Genomic DNA, 19,199 nt, shown 5'->3' with positions numbered 1-19,199 from the left:
CCAAACCGCGCCCATCATGACCGCAGACGACACACTCCGCGACGCCGCGCGCGTTTCCAAGGCCTGGCCGTTCGAGGAGGCGCGCAAGCTGGTGGCGCGCTACCCGCAGGGCTTCCCCGAGGCGGGCGTGGTGTTCGAGACCGGCTATGGCCCGTCGGGCCTGCCGCATATCGGCACCTTCGGCGAGGTCGCGCGCACGACGATGGTGCGGCGCGCGTTCGAGGTCATAGCGCCCGGGGTGCAGACCCGCTTGATCGCGTTCAGCGACGACATGGACGGCTTCCGCAAGGTGCCGCCTGCCCTGCCGCAGCAGGAGATGCTGCGGGCCCATCTCGGCCAGCCGCTGACCCGCGTGCCCGACCCGTTCGGCACGCACGACAGCTTCGGCGCGCACAACAACGCCCGGCTGCGCACCTTTCTCGACCAGTTCGGCTTCGAGTACGAATTCCTGTCGTCGACCGACTGCTACGCCTCCGGCCGCTTCGACGCGACGCTGTTGCGTGTGCTCGAGCACTACGATGCGGTCACCGGTGTCATCCTGCCGACGCTGGGGCCCGAGCGGCGCGCCACCTACTCGCCCTTCCTGCCCCTGCACCCGGTGACCGGCGAGGTGCTGCAGGTGCCGCTGACCGGGCGTGACGTCGCGGCGGGCACGATCAGCTTCGTCGACGCCGAGGGCGAGTCCTTCACCGTTCCCGTCACCGGCGGGCATGCGAAGCTGCAGTGGAAGGTCGACTGGGCGATGCGCTGGGTCGCGCTCGGCGTCGATTACGAGATGGCGGGCAAGGATCTGATCGACTCGGTGACCCTGTCGGGCGCGGTGACGCGCGTGCTGGGCAGCCGGCCGCCCGAGGGGTTCAACTACGAGCTGTTCCTCGATGCCGAGGGCACCAAGATCTCCAAGTCCAAGGGCAACGGCCTGACCATCGACGAGTGGCTGACCTACGCCTCGCCCGACAGCCTGGCGCTGTACATGTACCAGAACCCGCGCAAGGCGAAGCGGCTGCACTTCGATGTGATTCCCAAGGCGGTCGAGGAATATTACAGCTTCCTCAGCGCCTACCCGGGCCAGCCGATCGAGCAGCAGCTCGGCAATCCGGTGTTTCACATCCACCACGGTGGGCCGCCGGCGACGGACCTGCCGCTCAGCTTCGGGCTGCTGCTCAACCTCGTGACGGTGGCGGGGACCGACGATCCCGCCGTGCTGTGGGGCTTCGTGTCGCGCTACGTGCCGGGCACGAGTGCCGCGACGCATCCCGAGGTCGATGCGCTGGTGCGCTACGCCATCGCCTACGCCCGCGACTTCGTGCTGCCCGGCCTGCAGCGTCGCAAGCCCGACGCGCAGGAGGCGGCAGCGCTGGCCGACCTCGATCGTCGCCTGGCGGCGCTTGGACCCGATGCCGACGCCGAGGCGTTCCAGTTCGAAGTTTACGAGACCGGAAAGGCGCATGGCTTCGAGCCACTGCGTAACTGGTTCAAGGCGCTTTACGAAACCCTGCTCGGCACCGCCCAAGGGCCGCGGATGGGATCGTTCATCAAATTATACGGCCTGGCGGAAACGCGGAGGCTGATATCGGAGACTTTGTCATGATGCGTACCCTGATCTGCGTCGTCGCCATGACGACGGCCACCCCGGCATTTGCCGACGCCGCGACCGCATTCAAGGACGGTCGCTTTGCCGAAGCGATCAAGCTGGGCCGTGCCGAGGGTACTGCGTCGGCACTCGTCTACGCTGGCCGCGCCGCACTGATGGTCGCCGGCTACCAATCGGCCGACAAGGCGTCGGCGAAAGCCACCATCGACCTCGCCGAACGCGACTTCGCAGCGGCCATCGCCAAGGCCCCGAACAACCTCGAGGCGCGCACGCAGAAGGCGATCGCGATGGGCTACCGCGCCAAGCTCGACAAGTCGCCGGGCGAGGGCAAGGACGCCAAGGCGCAGATGGAGGCGGTGCTGTCGCGCGACCCCAACTACCCGCTCGCCAATGCCGCGCTCGGCGGCTGGCATGGCGGCGCGGTGGCGACGCTCGGGTCGTTCCTGGCCTCGACTTTGCTCGGTGCGAACCGCAAGGCGATGGACACGTATTTCAACAACGCCATGGCGCGCGATCCCAAGTCGATCGTGCACCCGGTGACCTATGCCGTGACGCTGCTCGACATCGACGCCAACAACGGCCCGAAGGCGACGGTGCTGCTGAGGAGCGCGGTTACGCTGCCGGTGCGCGATGCCTTCGATGCCGAGAACCGCAAGGCAGCGGTTCAGGTCCTCGCCAAGCTCAACGCCGGTGACGCCAAGGGTGCGCGCGTGCTCGCCCGCAAGCTGCAGCCGTTCGGTAACCTTTAGCTCTTGAGCGCGGCGGCGTTTGCCGCCTGTGCCGCCGCATCGATCGGCCAGCCCCGGACCACCCATGCGGCGTAGATCGCGAGCAGGATCGGCGGGACGATGAACAGGAAGGTCAGCCAGTTGAGCGCCTGCACGCTGTTCGCCGTGCCCAGTTTCGCATCGAATTCGATCGCCGCGAGGATCGGATAGCTGAGCCCCACGGGGATGGCGTAGCCAAGCTTCGAAACAGCGACGAGCGCCGAGTAGAACAACCCGGTCTTCTCTTGCCCCGACCGTAACGTCTCGGCATCGCTGACGTCGGCGAGGATGGCGCGCAGCAGGAAACCGGGCGCGGCATAGGGGGCCCCGGCCAGCGTCATCGACAGCGCCGCAAGCCAGAAATTGCCCGGCGGGACCAGCACGATGACGCCCTGCGTCGCGACGAACCCGAGCAGCGCGACGATCATCGCGTGATGCTTCGACGTGGCGCGCGCCAGCCGCGTCCACAGCGGCACCGACAGCATTCCCGCCAGGAAATAGAAGAGCAGCAGCAGCGACGCCTCGGCCTGAGGGTAGCCGCCGACGCTTTCGAAGAAGAACAGGAAGAGCGCGCCCGTCAGCCCGGGCGCGAGGCTCGATAGCAGGTCGACGATCAGAATGCGCCGCATCAGCGGGTTGGCGAAGACGCTGAGCAGGTCGCGCAGTCGCGGCGCATGGTCGGCGAGCAGCGGCCGCTCGCTGACCTTCCAGAAAATCCAGGCGGCGGTCAGCGGCGCGCCGGCGATCAACAGCCAGCCCATCGCATGGATGCCGGGCGCATTGCCCTCGCCGGGCAGCACCCGCGCGAGCAGCGGCGGCAGGATAAGCACCGACAACAGGCCGAGCTGGGTGAAGGTCATCCACCAACCGAAAATGCGGCTGCGCTCGTGATAATCGGTGGTCAGCACGCCGCCCCACGCCGTGTGCGCGACCATGAACAGGGAATAGCCGACATAGAGGACGAACAGCCCGCCGAGCGCCTGCAGCGGCGTGATGCCGGGGCTCGCCATGAACACCAGCAGCGCGCCGAGCACGAGCAGCACCGCACCAGCCCCCAGCCACGGACGGAAACGCCCGAAGCGCGTCCGCGTCCGGTCGATCAGATGGCCGATCAGCGGATCGAGCGGGATGTCGATCAGCCGCACGACGAGGAAGATGATCCCGACCGCCGACAGGCTGAGCCCCAGGTCGCGCGAATAATAGGGTGGCAGATAGACGATTGCGGGCAGGCCGACCGCCGACAGCGGCAGGCACGGCGCGGCGAAGGCGGCGAGCGTCGCCCGGCTGAGTTTCAAGCGGTCCTCCCCAGGAACGACCGGCGCAGCATGGCGGCGCGCGGCGCGCGGAGCAAGCGTTGCGTCGTGCGGCGGCACGGCTAAGGTTCGCGCAAAATCAAAAGGGACCTGCCTGCATGTCACTCCGCCTGTTGCCGCTCGCCTTGCTGATCGCTGCGCCTGCGCTCGCCGACACCGTCGTCATCCGCGCCGCGCGGGTGATCGTCGATGCTGCCGACAAGCCCCGCGGGCCGTCGAGCGTCGTCGTCACCGACGGGCGCATCGTGTCGGTCGGGGCGGCGGATGCGGCGGTGCCGGCGGGGGCGCGGGTCATCGACCTGGGCAATGTCACGCTGATGCCCGGATTGATCGACGCGCACGTCCATCTGACCTCGACGCCCGGCGCGCCGCTGGTCAACGAAGCGCGCGAGACCGACGAGCATTCGGTGGCGATGGGCTTGCACAACGCGCTGATCACCGCCCGCGCCGGCTTCACGACGGTGCGCGACCTGGGGTCGGCCAAGCTGACGGGCTTCGCGATCCGCGACGCGATCGCCGAGGGGTTGCTGCCCGGCCCGCGCGTCATCGCCAGCGGACCGGCGGTGTCGATCATCGGCGGCCACGGCGACACCTCGGGCTTCCGCCCTGACGTCAACGCGGTGCTGGGTCAGGGCAACACCTGCACCGGCGCGGAAGAGTGCGCCAAGCGCGTCCGCGAGGCGTCGCAGCGCGGGGCGGACGTCATCAAGATCACCGCGACCGGCGGCGTGCTGAGCCAGCAGGGCCGCGGGCTCGGCCAGCATTTCACCGACGCCGAGATGAAGTCGATCGTCGATACCGCGCACGGCCTGGGCCTGAAGGTCGCGGCGCATGCGCACGGCGCGCGCGGCGTCGAGGCGGCGGCGAAGGCGGGCGTCGATTCGATCGAGCATGGCGTCTTTGCCGACGACGACGCGCTGCGCGCGATGGTGGCGAACAAGACATGGTACGTACCGACGCTGATGGCGCTGCAGGGTATCGACGAGCGCGTCGGCAAGAACGTCTACACCCCCGTCGTCGAGAAGAAGGTGCGTGAGACGCTGACCGTGCGCGGCAAGGCGCTGGCGGCGGCGACCCGCGCCGGGGTGCGCGTCGCCTGGGGCACCGACGCGGGCGTCTTCGCGCACGGCCGCAACGGCGAGGAGGGCGGCCAGATGGTCAAGTACGGCGGGATGACGCCCAAGGCGGTGCTGATCGCGGGCACCACGGGTGCGGCCGAACTGCTCGGCATCACGGCCGAGACGGGGACGCTGACACCGGGCAAGGCGGCCGACATGATCGCGGTCGAGGGCGATCCGTTGAGCGATGTCGCGGCCCTGACGCGCGTGCGCTTCGTGATGACGGCGGGGCGCATCGTCCCGATGCAGTGACGCCTTGCGCAACAAATATTACTGTCCTACGCAACCGATACACTCGATCTTCGGAGTACTCGATGTCCCTGCGCCTGTTTCTCGCCAGCCTGATGATGACCACCGCCCTGCCCGCGCTGGCGCAGGCGCCGACCTCCGCTCCAGCCGCTGCGGCGACCGCCACGACGCCGGCCGCGCGCCTGTCGCAGCTGTTCAAGGATTCGGACGAGACCGCGCTCAAGCGCAGCCCGATCTCGGCGATCTTCCGCGGCGACCTGCGCTATGCCGACCAGTTCGGCGACTATGGCAGCGACGCCTTCATCGCCGAGGGCAAGGCGATCACGACGCGCGAACTCGCGGCACTGCGCGCCATCCCGCGCGCGAGCCTCAACGACAACGACAAGATCAGCTACGACGTCTTCGAATATCAGTCGCAGCAGGACCTGAAGGGCTATGACCCGGCGATCCTCGACGCGACGATCGTCCGCCCGATCGACCATTTCTTCGGCTTCCACACCTTCTTCCCCGACTTCTCGAGCGGCGAAGGCGCGGCGCCGTACAAGACGGTCAAGGACTACGACAACGGGCTCAGCCGCATCGACGGCTTCGTCAAGGCGCTCGACTACTCGATCGTGCGCTTCCGCCAGGGCATGAAGTCGGGCGTCGTCCAGCCCAAGCTGGTCGTCAACAACGTCATCGGCCAGCTCGACACGCTGCTTGCCGCGGGCGTCGAGGGTGCGGTGATGTACAAGCCCGTCACCAAGTTCCCCGCGGGCATCCCGGAGGCCGAACAGGTCCGCCTGAAGGCCGCGTACCGCGCCGCGGTCGCCGACAAGATCAATCCGGCCTTCACCCGCCTGCGTGACTTCCTGAAGAACGAGTATCTGCCGGTTGCGCGCGACAGCGTCGGGCTGGGCCAGATGAAGGGCGGGCCTGTCCTGTACCGCTACCTCGTCCAGAACACGACGACGACCGACATGACGCCCGAGCAGATCCACGCGCTCGGCCTGTCGGAGGTGGCGCGCATCACCAAGGGCATGGAGACGGTCAAGAACAAGGTCGGGTTCAAGGGCACGCTGAAGGAGTTCTTCGAATTCATCCGCACCGACCCGCAGTTCAAGCCGAAATCGAAGCAGGATCTGACCGATCGCTACTATGCCGTCGGCAAGGCGGTCGACCTGCGTATCGGCGAGTTGTTCTCGACGATCCCCAAGTCCAAGCTGGAGATCCGCCCGGTCCCCGAATTCCGCGAGAAGAACGACGCAGGCGGCTCGTATCAGAGCGGCACCCCCGACGGGTCGCGGCCGGGCGTGTTCTACTTCAACACCTATGACCTGCCGTCGCGCACGACGCCGGGCATCGAGACCTTGTACCTGCACGAGGGCGCGCCGGGGCATCACTTCCAGATCAGCCTTGCGCAGGAGAATACCGCGCTGCCGCCGTTCCAGCGCTTCGGGGGCAATACTGCCTATGTCGAGGGCTGGGCGCTGTACGCCGAGAGCCTGGGGCCGGAGCTGGGCCTGCTGACCGATCCGTACCAGCTGCAGGGCAGCTATGACGACGAGATGCTGCGCGCCATGCGGCTGGTCGTCGACACGGGCATCCATTCGAAGGGTTGGACGCGCGACCAGTCGATCCAGTACATGCTCGACCATTCGGCGATGGGGAAGACCGACGCGACGAGCGAGGTCGAGCGCTACATCGCGATCCCCAGCCAGGCGCTGGCGTACAAGATCGGCGCGCTGACCATCCGCCGCCTGCGTACCAAGGCCGAAAAGGCGCTGGGTCCGAAGTTCGACGTGAAGGCCTTCCACGCCGAGGTACTGATGACCGGCGCATTGCCGCTCAAGGTGCTGGAGAAGAAGATCGACGCGTGGATCGTGTCGCAGGGCGGCCGCGCCTAGCGCAGCGAACGCGCTTGCGTTCGTCTGCTGGGCGCGGGCTCGCCCAAGACCGGACGGCGGAGCGGCGGGTTCACCGCCGCCCGTCCGACGGCGCGGCTTTGCCGCGACGCCTTGCGGTCAACTCCGCCCCATCGCCAGAAATTTCTCGCGCCGCCCCCTCTTGAGCGTCGCGGCGTCCTGGCCCTCCATCTCCGCCAGCTGCGCAGTGATTGCAGCGCCCAGCCGCTCGATCGCCAGCGCCGGCGCCCGGTGCGCACCGCCCGCAGGCTCGTAGACGATGCGGTCGATGATACCGAGGCGCAGCAGGTCCGACGCGGTGATCTTCATGGCTTCGGCCGCGTCCGCCGCGCGCCCCTGCTCGCCGCGCCACAGGATCGACGCGCAACCCTCGGGCGAGATCACCGCATAGACGGCGTGTTCGAACATCAGCACGCGGTTCGCCGCCGCGAGGCCGACTGCGCCGCCCGACATGCCCTCGCCAACGATCGCCGCGACCATCGGCACCGGCAGGTCGAGGCACGCCTGCGTCGACCGCGCAATCGCTTCGGCCTGGCCGCGCGCCTCGCCCTCGAGCCCCGGGTACGCGCCCGGCGTGTCGAGCAGGGTCACCACGGGCACGCCGAAGCGCCCCGCCATCTCCATCAGGCGGATCGCCTTGCGGTAGCCCTCGGGGCGACCCATGCCGAAATTATGCTTCACGCGGGTCGCGGTATCGGCGCCCTTCTCGTGCCCGATGACCATGACGGTGCGCCCGTCGAGCCGCCCCAGCCCGCCGACGATCGCCTCGTCCTCGCCGAAGCCGCGGTCGCCCGCCAGCGGCGTGAAGTCGTCGATCAGCCCGGCGACATAATCCTTGAAGTGCGGCCGCGCCGGGTGGCGTGCGACGGCCAGCCGCTGCACCGGCGTCAGCCGTCCGTACAGGTCGGCGAGCAGCCGCGTCGCCCGCTCCTCGAGCCGCGGCGCCTCGGCCAGCGCCTCGGGCGTGTTCAGCGCGCGGAGTTCGGCCGCACTGTTCGACAGCGCCTGCACGGGTTTTTCGAAGTCGAGCCAATCGGTCATGCAGGCGTCACTAGCCCGCTCTGCGTCAGACCGCCAGCGCGCGCCGCCGCCGCATCGCCGTGCCGACCATGCCGAAGCCGCCGATCAGCAGCGCCCAGGTCGCGGGCTCGGGCACCGCTGCCAGTCCGAGCTGACCGAGCACGGTGCGATACAGCGCGCCCTGCACCTGCGCGGTCGGGTGGATGCCGTCGAAGCTGAAATAGCCGGTGCAGTCGATGCCCTGCGCGGTCACCGGGCGGTTGCCGATGCAGTTGCCGACCTCGGTGAACGGCGCGACGCCGAAGGCCGCGGGGTTGGTCGACAGCGCGATGAAGAAGCTCTGATAGCTGAAGCGCGTCAGCTCGGTGTCGGGTGCCAGGGTCAGCCCGTCGAGCGCACTGGTCAGCAGCGACTGCGCCGCGAACCCTGTCGCCGTGGTCTGCGGAATGCCGGTGACGAGGAAGCGCCGCGCGCCCGCCGCCTGCAGCGTCGTTACCGAACCCGCGATCGTCGACGCAACATTGGCGAGATAGGTCGCCGGGTCGACGCCGCCGGTGTCACCCGACCCGACCGCGAAGATATCGTTGCCGCCCATGTTGATGACGTACAGCGCGTCGGGATCGGCAACGCCGCCATAGGCCGCACCGAACGCCGCGATCTGCAGGTTGAGATCGGGGATCGGATCGCCGTTCGCCACCGCGCGTGCGCCGCCGAAGGCGAAGTTGGTACCGCCGAGCAGCGACGGCTGGATCGACGTGCCGTAGAAATTGCGGCTGAGCAGTGTCGTGTAGTTCGGCCCGTTGCTGAACTGACCGGGGAAATAGCCCGCCGCGCGCGGGTTGAAGGCGTCGCTGCCGAACGCCGCATTGATATTGCCGGCATCGACGAGGCTGTCGCCGAACACGAACAACTGGCTTGGCCGCTCGGCGGACAGCGTCGGCACGGCGGCCATAAGGGCAATGGCGGTCAGTGCGGCACGGCGCAGCTTCATTATTTCGCTCCCCAGTGTGCGCCCTTGTTGCAGGGCCTTTTGCGGAGCCTAGCCGCGATCGGACGGCGAATCGATAGCAGATTTCGGGTCAGCGGCGCTTCACCACCGACAGCGGCGGCGCGTCGAACATGTCGGGCAAGGCCGCGAGAAAGGCCATGAAATCAGCGTCATCGACGTCGCCGCGGACGCGCTTGAAGACCGTGTGCGCGTCGGCGGTATCGAATGACAGGCTGGTCACGCCCGGACGCGACAAATCAGCGCGGAGCCCGGCAGTCGTGCCGCTGTCGCCGATCGTCGCGATGTAGTCGACGGGGCCGGTCGCGGCGCGCGACCGATAAGGCACGAACACCCCGAACGCCGTCTTTACCGTCGGCAGGCGGCAACGGTCGGGCTCCTTCACCGTGACCGACACGGTTGCGAGCGTCAGCGCCGCCATCAAGTCACTGGCGGTTTCGTCCTCGGCCGAACCGCGCGGCACGTCGACCGGCGGCGCGGCGACGACGCGGACCGAGCAGTCGGGAAAGCCCCCCGTGGCGATGGGGACCAGCGTGACCTTCGCCGGCAGGACCAGTGCCGTCGCGGCGGCGCGCGCGATCTCCTGTGTCCTGGCAGCGTCGCCGACCGACGTGACGCGGATCTTGATGATCCAGCCGTGGCTGGTGACCGCGAGCGCAACCAGTTCGCTGACCGGGGTAGCGTCCATCTTGCCCGGCTGCTGCACGAGCACCAGCTCGCCGCGCGGAACCGTCAGCCGCTGCTCGACCCCTGAAACCGTGCCATCGCCGAAGCGCGCCGCCATCGACTGCCTGACCGCCAGCCAGTTGAGGCGCGGCTCGATGCGCGAGGGCTGGTAGATATAGACCGTGACGAAGCTGCCGGAGCCGTCGTTGTAATTGGCAAAGCCGTCGAACTGCTGGCCGGCGAACAGCTCCCGGCGTTGCAGCTGGAACCCTGCCAGCGTGCGCGGCAGCGCGATATCGGCTGCCGCCAGCCGCGGGCCGTCGGCCGCGTCGACCCAGCCGCGTGGCCCGTCGCCGCTGCCGACGCTGATCTGCGCGTTCGCTGCGGCAGCGCAGGCCAGCCAAAGGGCCGCGAGGAGCCGGATCACACCGTCATCGACATGCCGCGATAGATGCGCGCGCGGTAGCGGCTGTCCTCGGCATCGGGGAGCGGTGCGCCGGCGAGCAGCACGGCGCGGGCGAAGCGCTTCACCTCTTCCAGATGCTCGTCGAGATTGCGCGGCTCCTCCGATCGGACGCGGCGGGTCAGGTTGATCTGGTTGACCGGCACGTCGTGGACGAGGCGCTCGTTCTCCACCGCCAGCGTCGCCGTGAAGGCGTGAAGGGCGGTCTTGACGAAGTTCGCCAACGCAAACGCCGGGCCGGTGGTGCCCATCTCGACGTCGGGCGACACCAGCACGAGCTGGCAATGGTCGTATAGCGACGCCTTGCGCGCGACCCGGAAGTGATGGGTCAGATTATCCTCGCAGACGGCCGCGAACTCGTCCGGGGTCAGCACATCTTCGCCGAACAGCCGGTCGGGCAGCGGCGTGAAGGGGGTCGAGACGATCGTCGTCGGGGTGCCCCACTTAGCGAGCGCGGCGTCGAACTGCGCTTCCAGGTCGTCGCCGCAGACGAGAGTCTCGACCGCGGCCGTGGTTTCCTCCAGCGCCGCGACGAGCGCCGCGCCGCCCTCCCCGGTCTTCGTCATCAGCACGATGCGCGCGACCTCGCAGTCGGCGAACGCCTGCGTCACGCCGACGAGATAGTCGACGAGATGCTCGCCGACGACCCACACGGTCTTGCCGCGCATGCGGTCGAGACGCTCCTGCTTGGGGCTGCCGAACAGCTCGCGTTCGGTCGTTGAGCGTTCGAGGCTGAGGCCGCCCGAAGGCATGAAGGTCTCGCCGCTGACCGCACGGTCGGCGAGGAAGAACACGGTCGCCTGCGCGACCTCGCCCTCGGTCGGCATGCGGCCGAGGTTGAGGAGCGAGGTCACGCCGCTGCCGACCTTCGCGGCCTCGCTGGCGATCTTCTTCGCCGGCAGCCACGGCTTGTCATCGGGGGGCACGCGCAGCAGCCAGCCGCCGTTTGCTTCCTCGGTATCGGGCCGCGTCGCCCAGGCGGCAGCGTCGGTGAAATAGCCGCCCAGCCGCAGCCGCTTGACCAGCCGCGCCGCGATGCCGCGGGTCAGCAGGAAACGGTCCCACGTCGAGCTGTCGTCGCCCTCCTGCGCGCACGCGAGCGCGAGGTCGCGCAGCTCGCGCGGGTTGTCGGTGTCGTGCGCGATGCGCACCGTGTCGTTGCGCGACAGGCGCCCGAGCACGGCCTCGATCCGCTTGCCGTTGCGCACGGCCTTGACGCACGCGGCGTGGACGGCGTTGAGGCGCTTGTTCTCGAGGATCAGCCGCCCGCGCCGCTCGAACAGCCCGGGCTTGCCGCCGGTGCCGCCGAGCCGGTCGCCGTCGACGGGGCCGGGCGCGATCGCGTTGATCTGGATCTCGGGGCCGAGGTAGCGCGCCATCGCCTCGACCATCGCGCGCTGGCCCGACTTGGACACGGCGTAATCGGCGCGGTTCGGGTAGGCGACGGCCAGATACTTCTCGCCGCCGAAATAGCTGGAGACGTTGAGAATATAGCCCGACCCCTGCGCCTTCATCAGGGGCACGACGTGGCTGGCCAGCACATAGTTGGAAATCAGATTGGCATCGAGGGTACGGCGGAAGGACGCGAGGTCCATGTCGACGACCATTTCCTCGGCGCCCGAAATGCCGGCGTTGTTGATCAAATAATCGATCCGCCCGAAAGCCGCGATCGTCTGGTCGACGCAGCCCTTCAGGCTCGCATGGTCGCTAACGTCGATGTTCGAGATCGTCCGCACGCGGCGCTCGACGCCGGAGAAGCCGACATCCTCGAGCTCGCCGACGATCCGCGCGCGCATCGCCTGCAGCTCGCTTTCGCGACGCGCCACCAGCATGACCTTGGCGCCCGCCAGCGCGAGCAGGCGCGCGACCTGCCCGCCGATGCCCGCCGAGCCGCCGGTGATCAGCGCGACCTTGCCGAGGTGGAGGCCGGTGATGTTCTCCGCGAACCCGACCATCGCCTTGCGGGCGCCGGTCGCCTCGCCAATCGACGGCGGCAGGTGCAGGCTGACCGGCGTGATGCGCCGCTCCTTCAGCAGGATGCGCGCCGCCTGGCCGGCGGCGAAGCGGATATTCTCGGGCTCGGCATTGGCGTAGCGGACGATCTGGTTGCCCCACTCGGCCTGGCGCCGCCGCCCGAACTCGACATCGACCGCGCTCTCGTCGCGCCAGACGCGGATCAGCTGCTCGATCGCCGCCGACAGCAAGGCGTTCCACGCATCGCCCGCGCCGTCGCTGCCGTTGGTGACGAAGACGAAGCGCGGGTCATGGACCAGGCTGTCGTGCACGCCCCAATAGCGCGTCAGGGTGCGTGCGATGGCGATGGCGCCGGTCAGCTCACCGTCGATGAAGCTGGCAACCTGTTCGTCGCTCGCTTCGCTCAAGGGACCGGTGAAATAGTCGGTGGCGAAATCGGGCATGATTATCGCGCCCGTCAGTTCACCGTCGCTGGCGGTGAACTCGGTCAGCGCCGCATCCATCGCGGCCGGGTCGGCGCGGTCGAACAGCGCCAGCGCGACACGCCCCACCGGCGGGTCGGACTCGAGCCGCTGGCGCGCCATGACGACGCCCGCCTCGCTGCCGAAGCCGAGCAGCACCGCCGCCCCGCACGCCGCCTGGACGCGTGCGATCTCGATCGCCTCGTCGAGCTGGTCGCCCGCCGCGACGAGCACGCCGAGCCCCGCGCCGTCGATCGAGCGCATCGTCGGACGCGACATGTACGTCGACCGCGATTCCTTCGGCACGTTCATGCCGTTGGTGACCTCGAAATCCTGGCCCGACAGCGCTTGCGACTCGTCGCTGCCTAGGAAGACGCAGGTCGCGGCGATATCCTGCGGGGTCGGCAGCGGCTTGTCGGGCGCGGCGGCGTCGCGGTTGAGGGCCATGATGCCGGTGAACTGGTCGGCGGTGGCGCCCGCGGCCTTGCCCTGCAACTTGTCCATCGCGGCGAAGACCGTGCGGATGCGCTGGCTCTCGATCGGGCCGGGAAAGAGCAGGTTGACGCGGATGCCGCGCGCGCCCAGCTCCTGCGCGACGGCGCGCGACAGGGCGTTCATCGCCGCCTTGGGCACCACGTACGCGGTGCGCGCATAATATTCGGTGCGGCTGAAGATCGTCGAGACGTTGACCACTGATGCGCCAGGCGCGAGCGCGGGGGCGGCGGCGCGGATCAGGTTCCACGCGACGCCGAGCAGGCTGCGCGCGGCCTGCGCGACGGTCTCGGTATCGCCGTTCGCCAGCTCATCCTCGGTCAGCGGCAGGCGGCCGAGCGGCGCCTTGGGTCCGGCGGACCCGGCGTTGTTGACGAGGATGTCGATGCGCCCGTGCACTGCCACGACCTCGGCTACGGCAGCGCGCACCGAGTCCGGGTCGCCGCCGTCGAGGACGACGCTCATCACGCTCGTCTCGGGAACGCCCGCCTCGGCGCACGCGGCAGCAGCGGCGGCCTCGACCCGCTCGCGGGTACGACCCGTCAGCACGACGGTCGCGCCCTCGCGCAGATAGGCGCGCACGATCTCGCCGCCGAGGTTGCCCGCGGCCCCCGTGACGAGGGCGATCTTGCCTGACAGGCGGTTGGTCATCGCGACACCCTCTTCAAACGCTTCGTCATGCTGGCGAACGCCAGCACCCATGGTCGAGCGCGACGCGCAGTACCGACCATGGACGGCAGTAGGTGCTGGCGTTCGCCAGCATGACGATCAAAAACTGCAGCGCTCACTTGGCCGCTTCCTGTGCCGCCCAGCCTTCGAGCAGCGCGTCCTTGCTGCGCAGCCCCAGCGCCGGCAGCGCGTGATTGACCACGTAGGTCGCGCCCGAGTGGCGGTTCTCCCACATCGACTGGTGCGCTTCGGGCAGCCCCTCCCATGGCACCACCGTCGGCGGCGTCACGTCGAGCAGGCCGGCGGCGATCATGTCGTTCATCCGCGTGACTTCGTACGCGTTGCAGAGGTGGGTGCCGCGGATCTCGGCAGTCGGCATCAGGATGCGGCGCTGGCGGGTCCAGACTTGCGGCGCGTAGAAGCTGAAGCGGCGCCCGGCGCAGTCCTCGGCATAGACGACGCGGCCCGTGAACGGCTTGACCAGCGCGGTCGACGCCCCGAGCGTGTCCTGCCCTGCCCGCTCGATGATCAGGTCGGGGCTCCCGCGCGGATTGTCGGGCGAACGCAGCAGCCGGCCGACCGCGGCGCCGAAGGGCTTGAGGGTCTTTTCCTGATAGTCGCGGACCTCTGCGCGGAAGGTCTCGATGTCGTCGCGCGCCGGGGTCAGGCGCGGCATCGCGTCGGGCCATTCGAAATTGTCGCCCTGGCGGCGCTTCAGGTCCTCGAGACTGACGGTGCCGGCGATGGCATCCTCGAACCCTAGCGACTGGAGGAATTCGCGCTGGCCGTCGGTGGTGGTGACCACCACGGTGCGCGCCTTGGCGGCGCGCGCAGCCTCGATCATTTCGAGACCCGTCGGGTCGGCGAGCGCGCGGCTGCGGGGGCCGTAGAACAGCAGCACCGCCTCGCCGCCACGCAGGCGTGCGCGGCGCAGCATGGTCGTCGCATCGCTCGCGCCCGGCTTGCCGACGAAGGTGAAGTGGTACCCCGACGACGCGCCGTAGAAGGCGAGGATGCCGCCCTCGCCGAGCAGCTGGAAGGTGCGCGGGAACGCCGTCTCGCCGGCGTGGCTGACGGCATAGTCCGCCAGCTCACCGTCGTTGATCGCGCGATATTCGTCGAGCAGCGGCTGGCCCGCCGCCTCCCACGCCGCCCATTCGGCAGGGTCCTCGGGCACTGCCGTGAACGCCGCCTTGAAGCGCGCATCGGTGCGGTGGAGCGCGCCGACCGCGCCGACGCTCTTCACGAAAGCCGCGCGTTCGGGCGAGGAGACGAGACCGGTAACGTGCAGCCCGGTGCGAATGCTGGTCTTGAGCGCGTCGTGCCCGGTGCCGGTCGCCGAGCCCTCGACGAACAGGCGCTTGCCGGGCTCGATTTCGAGCGTCGTGAACAATGCGCGGACGACGGTGCCGAGGTTGAGGATGTACGACCCCGCCGCCTCGAGCGTCAGGTCGGCGGGAACATGGTGGAGCTGCGGCGCCTGGGTGATCAGGAACTGCGCATGGCTGCCGGTCTCGGTCTCGTAACCCTGGATCGCGAAGTCGGCGAACATCGGGTCGCGCCCGACCTGTGGGGACAGCAGGTCGTTGGTGCCCGAATAGACCGCGACCAGGTCGCCGACCTTCAGCCGCCCCTCGGCGCGCGCCTCCGACCCCAGCGCCGCGATCAGCCCGACACCGCCCGAACCCGTGGTCTGATAGTCGTTCTCGTGCCCGTCGAACGGCGACACGGGAATGCCCGTCAGCGCCCAGATGTCGTTGAAGTTCACCTCCGAGGTCAGCATGTAGACGAGCGCATCGTTGGCCTCGGGCTGGTCGACGGGGACCAGCATTTCCTTCTCGTGCGTCGCGGGCGGGCCGAAACCGGGCTCGCCGGTGTCGAGGCTGCGTGCGATGCCGAAGGCATGCTGGACGGTCGGGAGCGGGGTGACGCCGGGGAAGAAGGGCGCGCCGACGGGCAGCGCGTCGGCGCTGCCCGAATGGCTCAGCTGGTCGGAGTCGCGCCGCACCGGCAGCGGCGGGCTGGTCTTGTCGATGAACTGGCGGATGCCGGTCTTGCCGCCCTGCGGGTCGACAACGGCGGCTGCGAAGTGATCGGCCTCGCGCGCCAGCCCGGCGGCAATGCCCTGCGTCCAGCCGGTGCGGACCGCGTCGATCGCACGCCGCCCCGCCTCGCCGCGGCCAGCCCAATCGAGCTGACGCAGCGTGCGATGGATGAACTCGTCCTCCAGCGCCGTGTCGAGGTCGAGGGCACCCGCCGTCGCCCATTGCGCGGTAATCGCCCGCCGGTCGGCGAACGCCACGCCGAGCGCGCTTTCGAGACCTCGATGCGCGAAGTCGCGGACCGCGGCATGCGCCAGCGACAGCGCGTCGCTCGTCCCGTCCGCGCGCGCGTCGATCAGCCCGATCGCATCGGCCTGATCGGCATCGATGCTGCGCCCGCCGAGGATCAGTTCGAGCGCCTCGATTAGCCCGGCACCGCCGCGCTTTTCCGCGAGCAGCCGCGGCAGCCGCTGCGTGCCGCCGTACCCCGGGATCAATCGCAGGCGGATCTCAGGCTGCCCGAAGCGCGCGTGCGGTTCGGCGATGCGGTAGTGGCACGCCAGCGCGAACTCCATGCCGCCGCCGAGCGCGACGCCCTGGATCGCCGCAATGCACGGCTTGTCCATCGCCTCGATCTTGTTGAACGCCAGCTGCGCGTTGTTGGGCAGGACGCGCGCCTCGTCCTCGTCGTGGATTTCGTCGAGGAACTGGCGGATGTCGGCGCCCGCGACGAAGCTCGCGGTGCCTTCGCCGGTGAACACCACCGCGATTACGTCGTCGCGGTGCGACAAATGATCGACGACGATGTTGAGCTCGTCGAGCGCGCGCTCGTTGAGGGCGTTGACTGGCGGGTTGGTGATCGTCACCGTCGCGACCTTCTTGCCCGGTCCGACATTGTTGTACTGGATCTTGAAGTAGCGGTAGCGCTCGAATAGCTGCTGCGTCTCGCTGAGGTGCTGGCGGCGCTGCCACGTCTCGATAACGGTGCGCAGCTCGTCGAGGCTCTCGGGATTGCGCAGCGTCGAAGTGTCGCCCAGCTCGCCGCCCTCGACGAGGGCGCGGACCATGCGGCGGACATACTTGCCCGACCGTGTCTCGGGGAAGGCCGAGACCTCCAGATAGTCGGCGGGCACCGCGGTGGCGCCCTTCTCCGACCGCACCAGCTCGGTCAGGCGGGTGCGGTCGTGCTGGCCGATCTTGCGGCCCGGCGTCGGCACGATGAAGGCGAGCGGGGTCAGGCCCTTGGTCGCGTCGGGGGCGCCGACGACCAGCACGTTGCCGACGGGCGAATTGGGGTCGAGCGCCTTGTCGCGCAGGATCGCGCCCTCGATCTCCTCGGTCCCCATGCGGTGGCCGCTGACGTTGATGACGTCGTCCGAGCGCCCGTGCAGCGAGAACGAGCCGTCGTCGTGCTGCATGGCGAAATCGCCCTGCGTGTACGCGAAGCCGCCCGACCAGCGCGTCCAGTACGACTGCGCCCAGCGGTCGGCGTCGCCGCGCCAGCCCGGCTGGCCGACGTTCGCGGCGTCGCCCCAAACGGTGCGGGCGAGATAAGGATAGGGCGCGGCGATGACGATCTCGCCCTTCTCGCCGGGTGCCGCCTGGCGCCACTTGGCCTCGGTCGGGGCCTCGTCCTCGGCGACGCGGACTTCGCCGCGAATCCACGGCAGCGCATAGGTGTGCGCATCGGGGCGGAGCGGGAAATCGTCGTTGCCGTGGAAGTGCGTCCAGGCGATGCCGCCGTGCTCGGTCGCCCAGTAGGAGTTGATGTAGCGCGGCGTAATCTCGCGCATCGCGAATTCCTGCACGCTGGGCGACACCGGCTCGGCGCAGAAGGTCGCGACGCGCAGGCCCTTCATGTCCCACGCGCGCAGGTCGCGCAGGTTCTGCGGGTCGCTCATCACCGACTTCAGGAAGGTCGCGCCCGCCTTGAAGATCGTCACGCCGTGGCGCTCGATGATCGACGCGAAGCGCCCGGCGTGCGGGAAGACCGGCGCGCCCTCGGTGATGATCGTCGTGACGCGCGTCGCGAGCGCGGCGGCGATCATGTAGCTCTGCCCGGTGATCCAGCCGGGATCGGCGACGACATACATGACGTCGCCGGGCACCGCGTCGAACGCCACCTTCATGCTGTGCGCGATGCCCGACAGATAGCCGCCATGGACGTGGACGACGCCCTTCGGCTTGCCCGTCGAGCCGCTCGTGTAGATCACGAACAGCGGGAATTCGGCGTCGACCGGCAGCGGCGGGCACGACTTCCAGATCGCCGCGGCGAAGGCGGTATCGTCTAGCGCGTCGAGCTCGGCGCGGGTCAACCCTGCGGCGGCGAGCAGTTCGGCCTCGGCGGCATCGGTCAGCGCGTGGCTCCAGCGGTCGCGCGAGCGCCACACGAGATCGGGCGTCGCGACATGCTTCACGACGATCACCGCGTCGACGCGCGGCGGCGAGTCGACGAGGCCCTCGGCGAGCGCGATGCGCACCGTCGCGGCTTCGGCGGCGCCCAACCCGAGCGTCGCGAGCGCGCGGCCGACACCGCGCATGACGTCGCTGCGCTCGACAGTGACCTCGCCCTTCAGCGCGGTCGCGACCGTATCGCGGATCGTCGCGGCATCCTCGGCCGACAGGTCGAGCGTCGCTAGCCGCTCGCCGACGATGCGCACCGCGACCTCGGCCGCCACGAAGTTGTCGAGCGCGGGGTCGGTGTAGGCGGTCTTGAACGGGATGACCTGGGCGTTGCGGTAGCCGCCGTCGGCAGTGACGACGACGCGCGCCCCGGCGTCGTGGATACGGTCGCTCAGCGTCTTGTCGCTGAACCCGCCGAACACCGGCGTGTAGACGATACCGGCGCGCTTGGCGCCTTCGGTCCAGAAGATCTGCGGCACGATCGACGGCAGGTTGAGCGCGATCGTGTCGCCTTGCTTCAGGCCTAAAGCTTTCAGCGCCAGCGCGCACTTTGCGCTTTCCAGCAGCAGTTCGCGACGCGACACCGGGAAGACGTCGACCGGGCCGCCGCGCCCGGCGTTCGCCGCCATGTCCCAGCGGTCGCCCTCGAAGATCATCGCGGCCTCGGCGCCGTTGCCGCTAAGAACGTGGCGGTCGACCTCGTTGAACGCGGCGTTGGTCTGCGCGCCCGCGAACCAGCGGTAGTGCGGGGCGGCGCTATCGTCGAAGGCGGTCGCCCAGGGTGCGAAGTCGGCGCCCAGGTCGCGGTGCACCGCAGCACCGGTGACGGCGTCCCAGCCGCTCCAGCCGCCACCCTCGCGCATCAGCCACGTGCCGTCGACCAGCCAGTGCAGCGTGCGCGCTGCGATGTCGCCGTGGAAGGCGCCCGGATCGGCGACGCACGCGGCGCGCGCGGCGTCCCACGCGGCACGATCGATGACCGGATTACTGCGCGCGACGCTGCCGCCGCTCTGACTCACATCCACGCTATTCGCCAATTCAATTACCCCTCACAGCAA

The 19,199-nt window shown here is 69.2% G+C and carries 10 protein-coding genes; 4 read left to right on the top strand and 6 right to left on the bottom strand.

Annotated elements, in window-relative coordinates:
* Positions 1 to 16: 16 nt before the first annotated feature.
* The gene (locus FMM06_RS02715; RefSeq protein WP_143554676.1) at positions 17 to 1,591 is read left to right on the top strand and encodes a lysine--tRNA ligase; all 1,575 of its coding nucleotides are present in this window, start codon (positions 17 to 19) and stop codon (positions 1,589 to 1,591) included.
* Entirely contained in the window at positions 1,588 to 2,343 is a 756-nt protein-coding gene (locus tag FMM06_RS02710; RefSeq protein ID WP_143554675.1) for a hypothetical protein, read from the top strand. The genes FMM06_RS02715 and FMM06_RS02710 overlap by 4 nt, the downstream gene beginning before the upstream one ends.
* Here FMM06_RS02710 and FMM06_RS02705 read toward each other — a convergent pair.
* Positions 2,340 to 3,656, bottom strand: coding sequence for an MFS transporter (locus tag FMM06_RS02705; RefSeq protein WP_185965008.1), 1,317 nt, complete (start codon positions 3,654 to 3,656; stop codon positions 2,340 to 2,342). The genes FMM06_RS02710 and FMM06_RS02705 overlap by 4 nt on opposite strands.
* 116 nt (positions 3,657 to 3,772) lie before the next feature.
* Between FMM06_RS02705 and FMM06_RS02700 the strand changes: the two genes are divergently transcribed.
* Both FMM06_RS02700 and FMM06_RS02695 read left to right on the top strand, forming a co-directional pair.
* On the top strand, positions 3,773 to 5,044 hold the full coding sequence (locus tag FMM06_RS02700; RefSeq protein ID WP_143554673.1) for a metal-dependent hydrolase family protein: 1,272 nt from the start codon (positions 3,773 to 3,775) through the stop codon (positions 5,042 to 5,044).
* A 62-nt stretch (positions 5,045 to 5,106) separates the two neighbouring features.
* Complete coding sequence (locus FMM06_RS02695) at positions 5,107 to 6,927, top strand: DUF885 domain-containing protein (RefSeq protein WP_143554672.1); 1,821 nt, start codon at positions 5,107 to 5,109, stop codon at positions 6,925 to 6,927.
* 117 nt (positions 6,928 to 7,044) lie between these two features.
* Here FMM06_RS02695 and FMM06_RS02690 read toward each other — a convergent pair whose 3' ends face one another.
* From FMM06_RS02690 to FMM06_RS02670, 5 genes are all read right to left on the bottom strand, one after another.
* Entirely contained in the window at positions 7,045 to 7,986 is a 942-nt protein-coding gene (locus tag FMM06_RS02690; RefSeq protein ID WP_143554671.1) for an acetyl-CoA carboxylase carboxyltransferase subunit alpha, read from the bottom strand.
* Between the two features lie 25 nt (positions 7,987 to 8,011).
* Entirely contained in the window at positions 8,012 to 8,917 is a 906-nt protein-coding gene (locus tag FMM06_RS17080; protein WP_407925192.1) for a PEPxxWA-CTERM sorting domain-containing protein, read from the bottom strand.
* A 127-nt stretch (positions 8,918 to 9,044) separates the two neighbouring features.
* Entirely contained in the window at positions 9,045 to 10,064 is a 1,020-nt protein-coding gene (locus FMM06_RS02680; RefSeq protein ID WP_143554669.1) for a hypothetical protein, read from the bottom strand.
* Positions 10,061 to 13,678 carry an SDR family oxidoreductase gene (locus FMM06_RS02675; protein WP_235889035.1) on the bottom strand — a complete coding sequence of 1,206 codons (3,618 nt, stop codon included), beginning with the start codon at positions 13,676 to 13,678 and terminating at the stop codon, positions 10,061 to 10,063. The genes FMM06_RS02680 and FMM06_RS02675 overlap by 4 nt, the downstream gene beginning before the upstream one ends.
* Before the next feature lie 133 nt (positions 13,679 to 13,811).
* A complete protein-coding gene (locus FMM06_RS02670) occupies positions 13,812 to 19,166 on the bottom strand; it encodes an AMP-binding protein (RefSeq protein ID WP_143554667.1) in 5,355 nt (1,784 codons plus the stop codon).
* Between the last annotated feature and the right edge of the window lie 33 nt (positions 19,167 to 19,199).

The sequence above is a fragment of the Glacieibacterium frigidum genome, from assembly GCF_007097155.1.
In the GTDB taxonomy this organism is placed as follows: Bacteria; Pseudomonadota; Alphaproteobacteria; order Sphingomonadales; family Sphingomonadaceae; genus Glacieibacterium; species Glacieibacterium frigidum.
Note: the sequence above shows the minus strand (reverse complement) of the source record. Positions and strands in the feature narration are given on the sequence as shown.